This is a genomic window from Buttiauxella sp. AC038 (genome assembly GCF_979253565.1).
The window spans coordinates 2,993,796-3,007,462 of record NZ_CEEDCQ010000001.1; the positions used below are offsets into that span (position 1 = coordinate 2,993,796).

At 48.6% G+C, this 13,667-nt stretch carries 13 protein-coding genes, 2 pseudogenes and 1 other annotated feature; of the genes and pseudogenes, 1 reads left to right on the forward strand and 14 read right to left on the reverse strand.

What is annotated here, in order from left to right; all coding sequences use genetic code 11:
* Positions 1 to 7: 7 nt before the first annotated feature.
* The 7 genes and pseudogenes from selO to btuC all read right to left on the reverse strand — a co-directional run bounded on the left by selO (position 8) and on the right by btuC (position 6,375).
* Positions 8 to 1,453 (reverse strand): protein adenylyltransferase SelO, encoded by a 1,446-nt coding sequence (selO, locus tag AC0IXI_RS14175; RefSeq protein WP_471682636.1) that lies wholly within the window; start codon positions 1,451 to 1,453, stop codon positions 8 to 10.
* A gap of 78 nt (positions 1,454 to 1,531) precedes the next feature.
* Positions 1,532 to 2,248, reverse strand: a complete 717-nt coding sequence (locus AC0IXI_RS14180; RefSeq protein WP_471682637.1) for an EAL domain-containing protein — start codon at positions 2,246 to 2,248, stop codon at positions 1,532 to 1,534.
* Between the two features lie 167 nt (positions 2,249 to 2,415).
* A complete protein-coding gene (locus tag AC0IXI_RS14185; RefSeq protein WP_134183119.1) occupies positions 2,416 to 3,390 on the reverse strand; it encodes a LacI family DNA-binding transcriptional regulator in 975 nt (324 codons plus the stop codon).
* Between the two features lie 136 nt (positions 3,391 to 3,526).
* Positions 3,527 to 3,988, reverse strand: a complete 462-nt coding sequence (locus AC0IXI_RS14190) for an NlpC/P60 family protein (RefSeq protein WP_034455965.1) — start codon at positions 3,986 to 3,988, stop codon at positions 3,527 to 3,529.
* 80 nt (positions 3,989 to 4,068) lie between these two features.
* A pseudogene (gene btuD, locus AC0IXI_RS14195) lies at positions 4,069 to 4,814 on the reverse strand (vitamin B12 ABC transporter ATP-binding protein BtuD).
* The gene (locus AC0IXI_RS14200) at positions 4,814 to 5,362 is read right to left on the reverse strand and encodes a glutathione peroxidase (protein ID WP_471682638.1); all 549 of its coding nucleotides are present in this window, start codon (positions 5,360 to 5,362) and stop codon (positions 4,814 to 4,816) included. The pseudogene btuD and the gene AC0IXI_RS14200 overlap by 1 nt, the downstream one beginning before the upstream one ends.
* Positions 5,363 to 5,394: 32 nt before the next feature.
* The gene (gene btuC / locus AC0IXI_RS14205) at positions 5,395 to 6,375 is read right to left on the reverse strand and encodes a vitamin B12 ABC transporter permease BtuC (RefSeq protein WP_064553914.1); all 981 of its coding nucleotides are present in this window, start codon (positions 6,373 to 6,375) and stop codon (positions 5,395 to 5,397) included.
* A 392-nt stretch (positions 6,376 to 6,767) separates the two neighbouring features.
* Between btuC and AC0IXI_RS14210 the strand changes: the two are divergent.
* Positions 6,768 to 7,708 (forward strand): annotated as a pseudogene (locus AC0IXI_RS14210) (VirK/YbjX family protein).
* A gap of 86 nt (positions 7,709 to 7,794) precedes the next feature.
* On the opposite strand, the gene AC0IXI_RS14215 reads toward AC0IXI_RS14210, so the two are convergent.
* The 7 genes from AC0IXI_RS14215 to rpmI all read right to left on the reverse strand — a co-directional run bounded on the left by AC0IXI_RS14215 (position 7,795) and on the right by rpmI (position 13,665).
* Positions 7,795 to 9,011, reverse strand: a protein-coding gene (locus AC0IXI_RS14215) for an IS3 family transposase (RefSeq protein ID WP_471682639.1) whose coding sequence is annotated in 2 segments (ribosomal slippage) — positions 7,795 to 8,664 and positions 8,667 to 9,011 — 1,215 coding nt in all. Because the reading frame shifts where the segments join, the coding sequence is not laid out codon by codon here.
* Positions 9,012 to 9,111: 100 nt separating this feature from the next.
* Positions 9,112 to 9,411: an integration host factor subunit alpha gene (gene ihfA, locus AC0IXI_RS14220; RefSeq protein WP_001229265.1), complete on the reverse strand. Its 300-nt coding sequence runs from the start codon at positions 9,409 to 9,411 to the stop codon at positions 9,112 to 9,114.
* A 4-nt stretch (positions 9,412 to 9,415) separates the two neighbouring features.
* Positions 9,416 to 11,803 carry a phenylalanine--tRNA ligase subunit beta gene (pheT, locus tag AC0IXI_RS14225; RefSeq protein WP_134183127.1) on the reverse strand — a complete coding sequence of 796 codons (2,388 nt, stop codon included), beginning with the start codon at positions 11,801 to 11,803 and terminating at the stop codon, positions 9,416 to 9,418.
* A gap of 14 nt (positions 11,804 to 11,817) precedes the next feature.
* Entirely contained in the window at positions 11,818 to 12,801 is a 984-nt protein-coding gene (gene pheS, locus AC0IXI_RS14230; RefSeq protein WP_134183129.1) for a phenylalanine--tRNA ligase subunit alpha, read from the reverse strand.
* Positions 12,802 to 12,866: 65 nt separating this feature from the next.
* Positions 12,867 to 12,989: a sequence feature (Phe leader region), on the reverse strand.
* Positions 12,940 to 12,984 carry a pheST operon leader peptide PheM gene (gene pheM / locus AC0IXI_RS14235; protein WP_001386830.1) on the reverse strand — a complete coding sequence of 15 codons (45 nt, stop codon included), beginning with the start codon at positions 12,982 to 12,984 and terminating at the stop codon, positions 12,940 to 12,942. It overlaps the preceding feature by 45 nt.
* 76 nt (positions 12,990 to 13,065) lie before the next feature.
* Positions 13,066 to 13,422: a 50S ribosomal protein L20 gene (gene rplT, locus AC0IXI_RS14240; protein ID WP_000124850.1), complete on the reverse strand. Its 357-nt coding sequence runs from the start codon at positions 13,420 to 13,422 to the stop codon at positions 13,066 to 13,068.
* Between the two features lie 45 nt (positions 13,423 to 13,467).
* Entirely contained in the window at positions 13,468 to 13,665 is a 198-nt protein-coding gene (gene rpmI, locus AC0IXI_RS14245; protein WP_005968897.1) for a 50S ribosomal protein L35, read from the reverse strand.
* Between the last annotated feature and the right edge of the window lie 2 nt (positions 13,666 to 13,667).

Genomic DNA, 13,667 nt, shown 5'->3' on the forward strand with positions numbered 1-13,667 from the left:
ACCATTTTTAGCTTGAGCAGCTCACTTCTAACCGTTTGCCCCAGTCCGGCGGACGTTGTGTCAAATCGTCCGAATGTTCAGCAAATGGCTGGCGCAGTGCTTCATGTAGTTCAGCCAGAACACTTACATCACCTTTATCGGCGGCATCGATAGCACGCTGAGCCAACCAGTTACGTAGAACAATTGAAGGATTGGCAGCTTTCATTGCCAGCTGCCGCTGCTCGTCACTGATTTGCTCGATTTGGAGACGAGTACGATAGCGGGTAAACCAGCTATCAAAAGCGGCTCTGTCGATAAATTCATCCCGTAGCGGTGAGCTTGCTGAATTTTGCTCAGTCAGGCTTAGCATTCTGAAAGTGCGCGTGTAATCGCTACCCTCTTTTGCCATCAGGCCAAACAGTTCCGTGAGAATTTCATTGTCTGCCGTTTGTTCGGTTAACAGGCCCAGTTTGCCGCGCATTAATTCCCCGAATGCTTTCATCAGTGCGAACTGATAGTGGTCGAGCAATTCGTTGAGCCATTCCACCGAGATGAACGGTGACAGCGTCTGCGCCAGGCGTTGTAGGTTCCACAGACCTACTGCAGGTTGATTATCAAAAGCATAACGCCCCTGATGATCGGAATGGTTGCAGATAAAATCAGGCTGATAGTCATCAAGGAAACCGTACGGGCCGTAATCCATCGTCAGCCCGAGAATCGACATATTGTCAGTATTCATCACGCCATGGGCGAAACCGACAGTTTGCCAGCTAGCAATCATCTGCGCGGTACGCTCGACAACATCGCGGAACCAAAGCTGATATTTATCTTTTTCATCAACCAGATGCGGCCAGTGATGGGCAATCACATAATCTGCCAATTGTTGTACCTTTTCGGGTTCACGGCGATAGTAGAAATGCTCGAAGTGACCAAACCGGGCATGGCTTTGCGCCACACGAATCAGCATAGCACCTTGCTCAGTGCTTTCGCGGCGTACTGGGGTGTCGCTGGTGACGATACTGAGCGCACGCGTGGTTGGGATCCCTAACCCATGCATCGCTTCACTGGCGAGAAATTCACGTACCGTTGAGCGCAACACGGCGCGGCCATCGCCCATACGCGAATAAGGCGTTAAGCCTGCACCTTTCAAGTGCCAGTCAAATTTTCGACCATCATCCAACTGTTGTTCACCGAGCAAAATACCGCGCCCGTCGCCAAGTTGCCCCGCCCAGACACCAAACTGATGCCCGCTATAAACCTGAGCTAAAGGCTGCATACCCGGAAGCAGCATTTCGCCACTCCAGATACCCGCATGAGATTCGTCAAACAATGAGGCATCAAGCCCGAGGTCATCAGCCAATGGACGGTTATAATAAAAAAGCCGGGAATGATGTAGCGGCGTTGGCTTCAGAGCCGTATAAAAGCCGGGCAACTCATCGTGCCAGCTATTGTTAAATACAGGTTTATTGGTCATGTTACCTCCTGCCGATAGTGTAGTGCTTGTACGAGGTTTTAAACACAGCACGTTGGCAGGGGTATTTACTCGAGCGGGTTAATTAGAATGAAACCAGTCGGTTAATGCCTTAGGTGCAATGGCCGGCCAGCAATTACCCTGCATGGCGAGGGTAGTTAATGAGAGGACTTTCTTGCGCGCTGCATCGTCATCAACTCCCGTTATAACTAATGTCTGGCAAAAAGGAGTCAGTTGGGCAAGCATTGCTAGCATAAAGGGTTCAAAAGAACGTTGTTTAATTTGTTTATGAATAAATAATTTATCCATAAATACACGTTTAAATAGCCCATCAAAAATCGGTTTAGTCGTCGCTACTCCCGCACCAAAATTAGCTAACACTAATGAATAATGCTTACACATTGTTACCAAACGCGTATTTTCATTGCCACGATTTAAATCGGGGAAGCTTTCATTGATAGAAAACTCAATGAACGGAAGCCGCGCCAGGCGGGAAGCCAGCGCGGGATTGGCTAAAACCTCATCAACAATTACCGCACTTATATTTACCCAGACAACCATGCTCTGAGCCTTAAAGAATTCTTGATAGTTTTCGAGTAATTCTATTTGCTCATGAAATAATATTAATTGCTGTTCTGGTTTAATAACTGGCGTAACTAATTCTGTTGGAATACGCACCGGCGCATCGACCCCAACAAAATTAACCAATAATTCAACACCTAAAACTTCGCCCTTCGGCAAGTAAACAGGCTGGAAATAAAAATCCGAACGATATTGTGCATCGAGTGAGAGGATCATGTTGCCAGCCGTGTTTCAAATGAGGTGGATGGCATCGTGACACGATGAACATCCAGCGTTAACTGGATTGATTTGATTGTATTTAGACGCAAGGTCATCCTTGATATGTGTATCAGATTCTTTTCGAATATAATTATATTATCCTGGTTATCCTCCTATCGCCAGTTTTAGCGAATATGACGGACAGAATCACGGTGGATTATCGCGGGAGAAAAAGATTCATTCTCATAATCATTTTCCAATAATTTACGGATCGCAAAACGCGCCATTTCACTTATCGGAAAATGAACACTGGTAATTGCAGGTCGAACAAACGCGGCTCTTTCTCCACTGTCGTAGCAAACCAGTGAGATATCCTGGGGAATTCGCAGCCCACGCTCAGTGATTGCCAGCATCGCACCTACTGCCAATTCCTCATTACAACAATAAATAGCCGTCGGTTGGGCACTTTCAAGTAACTGAGATGCAAGCTGATAGCCACCCGGCATGTCGTACTCCCCACCCAGCACCGCAATGGGCACAAGCTGCGCCTGATTCATGGCATCAATAAAGCCCTGAAGACGCAATAAGCTTGAAGATCGCCCACTCGGCCCATGCAAACAAGCAATTGCAGTATGGCCGGCATCAATAAGAACCTCAGTGGCAAGAGCACTCGCCGCACGATGGTCAAACACCACACAGCGTGGTTCAAGCCCTGGTACATCTCGGTCCAGAATAATGAATTTACGGTCTTGTTCAGCCAAATGCACAAGAGTGGCATCGGTGATAGCGCGGACATGTAATATCAGACCGTCGCAACGTAAATTAAACAGTCGCTGAATAGCATTGAGTTCTTTCTCAGCAGTATCCCGCCCTTGAGTCACTAATAGCTGTTTGCCCTGTAATTCAGTTTCACTCTGAATGGTATCCATTAGTGCCCCGAAGAAACCGCCACGATAAGAGGTCGTGACAAGCCCTAAGGTATTGCTTTGACTGGACGCTAAAGCTCGGGCCGCAGGATTCGGCGTGTAGCCTAATTCAGTGATCGCCGCTTCAACTTTGATTCGTGTCTGCGCATTAACTTTACTATCGCCATTCACCACGCGCGAGACGGTCGCCCGGGATACACCTGCGCTGGCGGCAACATCTTCGAGAGTAACCATGAACTATCCTTTAGTGGGAGCGAAATGCTGCCAGATATTACCTGATATTGTGAAACGCACCTGGGTTAGCCACGGAATTGCTGAAGGGAGTCACGTTTAGGGCCAATAGCCCGGCCCTGCCCGAGAAAAAACTGTGCTAGATACGGCGGGCCTGCCAGAATTTCTTGCTCCAGTAGACATTATCGAGCGACGAACGCATCACGCCGCGGCTGGTCGAGGCATGAATGAATTGGTTGTCCGTATCGTAAATACCAACATGCAGGCCACTTTCACCGGACCCCGTCTTAAAGAACACCAGATCGCCCGGGAGTAAATCATCTTTATCAATTTCAGTGCCAATTTTGGCCTGCTGGCGCGTTTCGCGTGGCAGTTGAAGATCAAACCGGTCGCGGAAAGTAATTGACACAAAACCGGAGCAATCGACGCCACGACGACTCATGCCACCATAACGATACGGAGTGCCATGCCAGCCACTGAGTTGATCATTAAGCCTGGCAATTACCGTTATCGAGTCTGAGAGACGAGAATTTGGAGGTGGCGCATGATGACTACACCCAGCGAGCACCAGACATGCCACTACAAGAATCCATACACGCATTTTCAGGCTAATCCTCACCCGTTTATAATTTCCAGTAATTTAGCGCTTACCTATGATTTGGTGCAAGTTTTTACCAGCAACTAAAGTGTGGCTATCAGCATGCTATGCCCTTCAACCTGCATTCTGCGAAAGTGCATGTTATAGGCTATCGCTAAATGTTGCACAGACAGCACATCATCCCGCTTACCTTGAGCAATCATTTTACCCGCACGCAATAACCAAACAGTATGTGCATGACGTAAACTGTGGTTCAAATCATGGCTGCTCATCACTACCGCAATGCCCGCTTCGCATAATGCCATCAGAATTCTGTCCAGCGCAGTTTGCTGAGCAATATCCAGACTGTTCATTGGCTCATCCAACAGCAGCAAGCGCCCATGCTGGTTAATTTCAGGGTGAATTTGCAACACGACTGCTGCAAGACGAACACGCTGCCATTCGCCACCAGAAAGCTGGTTAACACTGCGCGTGAGTTTATCTGTCAGACCCAGACTACTAACGAGCTTGAGCATCACGCTATCGTCAGGACTGACTTGCTGATGCATTTGCAGGTAGTGCCAGACAGGCATGGAAAATGGTGGCATTTGTTGCTGAGAGAGATAAGCACGATGGCGAGCCAATTGCGTGGGTTGCCATTCATTCAGGTTACTGCCGGCGAAGGTTATTTCGCCGCCCCCAAACTCAACCCCGCAGCTCTCATTAACAGAGTGCTTTTCCCCGCACCATTTGGCCCGACGAGATGCACCAGTTCGCCCGTGTGTACAGTGGCGGAAATCGGCCCAAGCCGCTCCGCCACAACCACATCGTTAAGCTGTAACAACGACATTATCTCGCTAGCGCCGACTTAATAGCATCAATAATCGCTGGATCATCAGGCGTCATATCAGGTGAAAAACGTTGAATAACCTGGCCATCGCGCCCGATAAGGAATTTTTCGAAATTCCACAGAATATCGCCAACATGAGCGGGCGCACGACCTTTGCTGCTCATGCGTTCAAAAAAACCACTCCCATCAGGCGCAACCGCAGTTGGCGCAGCAGCCACTAATTTTTGGTACAACGGGTGGCGATTCTCTCCGTTGACATCCACTTTGCTAAACATCGGGAACGTTACACCATAAGTGGTGCTGCAAAAGGTTTTGATCTCTTCTTCGCTACCCGGCTCTTGACCCAGGAACTGATTGCATGGGAAACCGAGAACCGAGAAACCTTCGTGCTGCAGCTCTTTTTGCAGATTCTCTAACTGTTCGTATTGCACCGTCAGACCGCATTTAGAGGCTACATTTACCACCAGCAGTACTTTACCTTTCCAGTTTTCAAGCGTTGTCGCTTCACCGTCAATGGTGGTGACTTCAGTATTCAGAATGTCTTGCATTGTGTTCCCTTAAATTGAAATCAAACGATGGATTATTTCCCAGCTTTTAATAGTAGCCATATAAATAGCGGAGCGCCCAGCGTTGCTGTCACAACACCTATCGGCAATTCGGCTGAAACCAACGCCAGACGTGCAATGACATCAGCGCCGAGCAACACTGTTGCACCTGCCAGCGCACTGGCAGGCAATAAAATACGATGATCCGTTAACCCCTTCAGACGCAGCATATGCGGGATGACCAGGCCGATAAAACCAATAGCGCCGGCAAGTGCCACGCTCACACCTACCAACCAGCCTGTTGCAATAACCATAATATTGCGCCACAACCAGACAGGCAGACCTAGCTGACGAGCTGACATTTCACCCAATGCCATTAAGTTTAATGGTGCATAGTTCCGACATAACCACAGCATCACCGGAAGCAGAGTTATCATCAGCCACCATTGCCGCCAGTCTACACCTCCAAAACCACCCATCATCCAATACATTAACTGGCGTAAGTCGAGGCTTGAACTGAAATAGATAGCCCAGGTCATCAGCGCGCTACAGATAATCCCCAGGGCCACACCTGCAAGCAGCAATCGGCTATTAGAAAGATGGCGCCGCGAGAAACGCAGCAGGATAAAAGTGATAATCAGTGCACCGGCGATCGCGCAAATACCCAGAATCCAATCTGGCAACATCCCTTGTCCAAGTAATACCGCTGCTACCAGCGCAACACCTGCACCATTGGAGACACCAAGCAGGCCAGGTTCGGCCAGTGGGTTTTCGAAAAGGGCCTGCATAATGGTGCCAGAAATCGCCAATGCCGCGCCAACCAAGAGCACTGCTAAGGTACGGGGCATACGGATCTGCCAGATGAACAACTGTGCATCCTCACGCATCCAGTGTTGAGGAGCAAACCACTGGTCCCCGGCGCTTAAACTCAGCACCACCATCCCCAACATTGTGGCAAACAATGCAAGTAGCCAACGGCGTTCGTGGCGGCGTTGTTGAGCGACAAAAGTGAGCATCTGCTTGGAAAGATCCGATGAGAGAGAATTCATGCAACTGATTTTACGGGGAGTTTCCTACATCCGACAAGCGCTAAAGGAAGCGCGCGGGTCTGCGCGTGAGATTTCTTCTATTCTACGCTCGCAATAATATATGAAAGGTAAATAGACAATAATTTATGGAGGAAATAGCACGGATGGCTTCACTACCATATATAACCAACCACAGTGATCATAAAACCCCACCGCGTCATAATTAGCTTTGTAATTATTTAATAAATAACCATTGTTTATCATAGGCATTAAGAATATTAAATCGAGAATAAACGAAGTGTGATTATAAGGAGGCAAGGCGTGATCATTGCAGACTGCAGGGATTAAAATAAATAAAAATTCAAGGAAAGGTAATTACCGTGTCTGACAACACTCTGCAAAATACATATCTGCGAACTCCCGACAGAAACCTTATTTCTGATCTCATTACAGGAAAACTGCGCCCGGGTGCAATATGGCATAAGCGTAATTATCGACTTAAATTTATGATGCGCACAGCCCTCTTCTACTCACCCACTCGCCGGATGCTCGAGAGTCTTGCACTGCGACCTGATTTTGAGCAGATGTTAAAGGCGCAAATAACGTTACCAAGTAAACCACATCGTCAATATTTAGTTCGGGGATTAAACGCCAGCCAACGTGCTGATGCGGTGATCGGGCATTATCAGTTCGTGGACTCATTATCATCGAAGCAGTTGGCCGGCGCATTAATTGCGGGACAAGAAAAAAACTGGTGACCCTTACAGGAAAAGATGACAGTCAGTTTTCGCTCTCGTCTTCTTGTGCAGGAAGTGCTGAACGTGAAGGGGAAAGTACACTGTGGCTTCGGGACGGCAACCAACACGTGCTCGCCAGCCTCACTTTTAGCGTTTTACGCGCCAAAGACCAATGGCAGCTTGTGATTGGTGGCCTACAGGGGCCAAGACGGGAAGTACCTCATGAGGTAATAAAGCAGGCAACAAGAGCCTGCTATGGTCTGTTCCCTAAACGTCTGCTGATGGAGTTTATCTGGCAATTTGCAGCCCGGAGCGGAATTTCCAGCTTATATGGCGTCAGCGATAATGGTCATGTCTTCCGGGCGTTGCGTTACCGGTTAAGTAAAGGCCGCCATTTCCACGCAAGTTATGATGATTTCTGGCAATCCATTGAAGGTGTAAAAGACCACGCATGCCGTTGGCAGCTTCCTTTGCAGTTGGAACGAAAAACTCTTGAGAGCATCGCCAGTAAGAAACGGGCGGAATATCGTCGCCGCTTCCAGTTACTGGATGATATGGCGACGCAAATTGCGAATCTGGCATAGAGATAGTTCTTGCTGCAGCATTAAAATGAGATGAATTGCTGGATTTTAAGTGACCCGTCCTAGCATAGGTTGACACTTTTATGCTTCTAAAACGCCTGATGCACTTCATCAGGCGTTTTGTATTTTAACGACAGATGCGGGCGTTGATGGTTATAGATCTTCACCGACTCATCCACCATCCTTCTCGCCTGTTCCAGATCTGCCGGCCGACTCAACAAATACTCATTTTTCAGTATCCCGTTTATCCTTTCTGCCAGCGCATTCTGGTAACAGTCGTATCCGTCCGTCATTGAGCACAGTAGTCCATGCTTTTCATGCACTGACTGATACATTCCCGAGCAGTACTGAAATCCTCGGTCTGAATGATGGATCAACGGCGTCATTGTTCGTCGTGTCTTCAACGCGTTCGTGAGCGCTTTCACGACATGCTCCGTATGCAGGCTTTCATGAACATGATGGCCCACGATCTTCCGTGAAAATGCATCCGTTACCAGACTGATATACACCGTATTCGTCTGCGTCGGGAGGTAAGTGATATCCGCGACCCATACCTGTTCAGGCTTCGATATCACGACCTTTCCAGGCCCCTCTTTCAGCAGGTTTGGATGTCTATGGAAACGGTGATGACTATTTGTTGTTTTATGGTAGGCCCTCCTGGGGCGGACCAGAAGATGAGCCAGTCTCAGGATAGTGAACAGCCTGTCTCGTCCGATATGCAGCATCGGTTCGGGGGTATTTTGCAGGATATAATGGAGTTTGCGTGTCCCCAGCCGCGGCTGCTTGAGCCTGAGTGTGGTGACCTCTCGGGTAATGCGTTGCACGCGCTCTGCTCTGCGTTTTTCACGCTCACATCCCTGATACCACGCCTGGCGGCTTATTTTCATAAATCGGCAGATTTTAACAACCGTCAGTCCGGGTGTTTGTGTTTGCGCGATAAGGCAGCTAACTGCTTTTTTGTCAGGGCGGCTCCAAATTCAGTATTCATGATTTTGGCGACGGCTTCAAAAAACTGCGCTTTGCCTTCAGCTTCAGCCAGTTGCTGCTCAAGTTCTTTAATGCGTTGCTCAGGAGTGAGGGGAAGAGACGGGACCATATTATCTCCTGTCACATAGCTTCTGATGGAAGATTGCCAGTCGAGGTGACCATATTGACGTAACCATTTCAGAACGGTAGAGGCACCCTGGATACCATAGCGTCTCTGGGCCTGGCGATAGGTCATTTCACCTTTTTCGACCTGTTCAATAACTGATAATTTAAAGGATAGCGGGTAATCGCGTTGCGTGCGTTTAACGTATTGTTTCATCACATCCTCCTTAAAGCCTCTGGAAAATGTGTCAACGTTATTCAGGACGGGTCAAAGCAAAGAAAAAGGCCGCTAAAGCGGCCTTTTTGGTTAATTCAGGTTACTCGTCTTTCGGCGACGCGTTTTCAACCCTACTCTTCAACTTCTGACCAGGTCGGAAGGTCACTACACGGCGTGCCGTGATAGGAATATCTTCACCAGTCTTCGGGTTACGCCCGGGACGTTGGTTTTTATCGCGTAAGTCAAAATTACCAAAGCCTGATAGTTTAACCTGCTCGCCGTTTTCCAAAGCGCGACGGATCTCTTCGAAAAACAGTTCTACCAACTCTTTAGCATCACGTTTGCTAAGCCCTAGCTTATCAAACAGATATTCTGACATTTCAGCTTTTGTAAGCGCCATACGTTCAATCCCTCAATGATGCCTGGAATCGCTCTTTTAATGCCTCTACACATTTTGCAACGGTAGCGGCCATCTCCTCTTCTTCGAGTGTACGGCCCGTATCCTGCAGGATAAGGCTTATGGCAAGGCTCTTATAACCTTCGGCTACACCTTTACCACGGTACACATCAAACAAGTTTACGCCAACTACCTGATTTGCGCCAACTTTCTTACACTCTGCCAAAATATCTGCTGCGGGAACGTTTTCTGCAACCACAACTGCAATGTCACGACGGTTCGCAGGGAAACGAGAAATCTCTTTAGACTCAGGCACAGCGCGGTCTGCAAGCTTGTTCCACAGTACTTCGAACACCAGTGTACGACCATTGAGTGAAAGCTTACGTTCAAGTTCCGGGTGCACAACACCAATGAAACCAACGTATTCCCCACCTAAATAAATGGCAGCACTTTGGCCAGGATGCAAGGCTGGGTTGCTTGCTGCTTTAAATTCGATGTCTGAAAGTTTACCAGTCAGATCCAGAACTGCTTCCAGATCGCCCTTCAAATCATAGAAGTCGACGGTGTTACGCGCCAGATCCCAATGCTCTTCGTAGCGGTTACCACAGATCGCACCAGCCAGCATAAGATCCTGACGAATACCCAGGTCTGCCTGCGTATCAGGAACAAAGCGTAAACCTGACTCAAAGATGCGCACACGCGCCTGCTGGCGGTTTTGGTTATAAACCACTGTATTGAGCAGACCGGTCAGCAGGGACAAACGCATTGCTGACATTTCGCTGGAAATTGGGCTTGGCAAAATCAGATTTTCTTCACCCGGGTGCAACAGTTGTTGAACTTTAGGATCAACAAAGCTGTAGGTGATCACTTCCTGGTAGCCTTTATCGACCAGCATTGTTTTCACACGCTTGAGCGAAAGGTCAGCTTCACGGTGAGTACCCATGATCAGACCCGCTTGAACAGGCTCGTTAGGAATGCTGTTGTAACCATAAACGCGCGCCACTTCTTCAACCAGATCTTCTTCAATCTGCATATCAAAGCGCCAGCTTGGAGCCACTGCCGTCCACTGGTTATCACCTTCAGTCACTTCGCAGCCCAGACGACGCAGAATGTCGCCAACCTGTACATCTGCAATATGATGGCCAATCAGACGGTCCAGCTTGCTGCGACGCAGAGTAATTGTGGCAGCTTTTGGCAGATGTGCTTCATTAGTCACATCAATTACCGGGCCTGCTTCACCGCCACAGATATCGATCAACAGACGAGTAGCACGTTCCATTGCTTTGTACTGCAACGCTGAATCCACACCACGCTCATAACGATGAGAAGCATCGGTATGCAAGCCATGGCGGCGCGCGCGGCCGGTAATAGACAGTGGGCTGAAGAATGCGCACTCAAGCAGTACGTTCTGGGTTTCATCATTCACACCAGAATGTTCACCACCAAAGATGCCGCCCATTGCCAGCGCTTTGTTGTGGTCAGCAATGACCAGAGTATCGGCATTCAACTTCGCTTCGTTACCATCAAGCAGTGTCAGGGTTTCGCCCTCTTCTGCCATACGTACAACGATGCCACCTTCAATGCGGTCTTTATCGAACGCATGCATCGGTTGGCCGAGTTCCAGCAGCACGTAGTTAGTTACGTCAACTACCGCATCGATAGAACGAATACCGCAACGACGCAGTTTTTCTTTCATCCACAGCGGCGTAGGCGCTTTGACGTTGATACCTTTAACCACACGACCCAGGTAACGTGGACATGCTTCAGGCGCATCGACACGAATTGGCAGCGTGTCGGTAATAGACGCCGCGACAGTAACTATTTCTGGCACGTTTAATGGCAGTTGGTTCACAACCGCAACATCACGGGCAACACCGATGATACCGAGGCAATCGGCACGGTTTGGCGTTACGCTGATTTCGATAGTGTTGTCGTCAAGCTTCAGGTATTCGCGGATGTCAGTACCAATCGGCGCATCCAGCGGCAGCTCAATAATACCGTTATGGTCATCGGAAATACCCAGCTCGGAGAATGAGCAGAGCATGCCTTCTGATGGCTCGCCACGCAGTTTTGCAGCTTTAATTTTGAAATCGCCTGGCAACACAGCACCAACGGTTGCCACAGCAACCTTCAGGCCCTGACGGCAATTTGGTGCACCACAAACGATGTCTAACAGACGGTCGCCACCGACATTAACTTTTGTTACACGCAATTTGTCAGCGTTTGGATGTTGGCCGCACTCAACCACTTCACCCACAACCACACCGTTGAATTCGCCCGCAACGGCATCAACACCATCAACTTCAAGACCAGCCATAGTAATTTGACCGGAAAGCTCTTCACTACTGTTGGCTGGGTTTACCCATTCGCGTAACCAGAGTTCACTGAATTTCATTGGATATCCCGCCCTTATTTAAACTGTTTGAGGAAACGTAAATCATTTTCGAAAAATGCACGCAAATCGGTTACGCCGTAGCGCAGCATGGTTAAACGTTCCATGCCCATACCGAAAGCAAAGCCTGAATAAACTTCTGGGTCGATACCAACGTTACGCAGAACGTTCGGATGCACCATGCCGCAGCCTAATACTTCCAGCCATTTACCATTTTTACCCATTACATCAACTTCTGCGGATGGTTCGGTGAACGGGAAGTAGGACGGGCGGAAACGAATCTGCAAATCAGCTTCGAAGAAGTTGTTCAGGAAATCGTGAATCGTGCCTTTCAGGTTGGCGAAGTTGATATTGGTATCAACAATCAAGCCTTCCATCTGATGGAACATTGGCGTGTGTGTCTGATCGTAGTCGTTACGATACACGCGGCCCGGCGCGATAATACGAATCGGCGGCTGCTTGTCTTTCATCGTGCGAATCTGAACGCCAGAAGTCTGGGTGCGCAGTAAACGAGTTGCATCGAACCAGAATGTATCGTGGTCAGCACGAGCTGGGTGATGGCCTGGGATATTCAGTGCATCAAAGTTGTGGTAGTCATCTTCGATTTCCGGGCCAGTAGCTACGGTGAAGCCTAACTCACCAAAGAAGCTTTCAATACGGTCGATCGTGCGAGTAACTGGATGCAAACCACCATTTTCAACACGGCGGCCAGGCAGTGAGATATCGATAGTTTCTTCGGCCAGGCGAGCATTCAGTGCAGCACTTTCAAGTGCATTTTTGCGAGAATTCAATGCTTCCTGCACTTTCTCTTTGGCTTCGTTAATTACTGCACCCGCAGCTGGGCGCTCTTCTGCTGGCAATTCACGCAGGGTGGTCATCTGGAGGGTCAGATGACCTTTTTTCCCTAAATACTCGACGCGTACGTTGTCTAACGCGGCAACATCCTGGGCCTCGTTTATGGCGGCCGTTGCGTTGGCAACCAGCTCTGCGAGATGTGGCATGGTATTCCTCTTATGCCGGCATAATTACCGGGGTAGTTGATCCGTATACAAAGATAAAAAAGGATGCAAAAAAAGCCTCCTAATGGAGGCTTTCGGCGCTATTTTTCGTTTCTTTTCTTACGCGCAAAGCCCCCTAGTTCAGGTGCTAAAGTAAAAAAAGAAACGGAAAATAGCAGCATTCATGCTTGCAGTTACCTTATTGAGCAGTGTTAAACATTACCGTTAGAAATTAAAAGAGGGAGCAAGCTCCCTCTAATAACTGGCTTACGCCAGAGCTGCTTTCGCTTTTTCAACTAGTGCAGTAAATGCCACTTTGTCGAATACGGCGATGTCAGCCAGGATCTTACGGTCGATTTCAACAGAAGCTTTTTTCAAGCCATTGATGAATTTGCTGTAAGAGATCCCGTTCTGACGAGCTGCAGCATTGATACGTGCAATCCACAGCTGACGGAATTGACGTTTACGTTGACGACGGTCACGGTAAGCGTATTGGCCAGCTTTGATAACAGCCTGGAAAGCAACGCGGTATACGCGTGAACGCGCACCGTAGTAGCCTTTGGCTTGTTTAAGGATTTTTTTGTGACGAGCACGTGCGATAACACCACGTTTTACGCGAGCCATATTAGCTCTCCTGTTCTATATTCTGAATTAATTAAAAAGTGCTACTTATGCGTACGGCAGGCAAGCGATGACCAGGCCCAGATCCCCTTTGGAGACCATACCTTTCGGACGCAGGTGACGTTTACGCTTAGTAGACTTTTTAGTCAGAATATGACGCAGGTTAGCGTGCTTACGCTTAAAACCACCACCGGCGGTCTTTTTGAAGCGCTTAGCGGCGCCGCGTACAGTTTTAATCTTTGGCATTT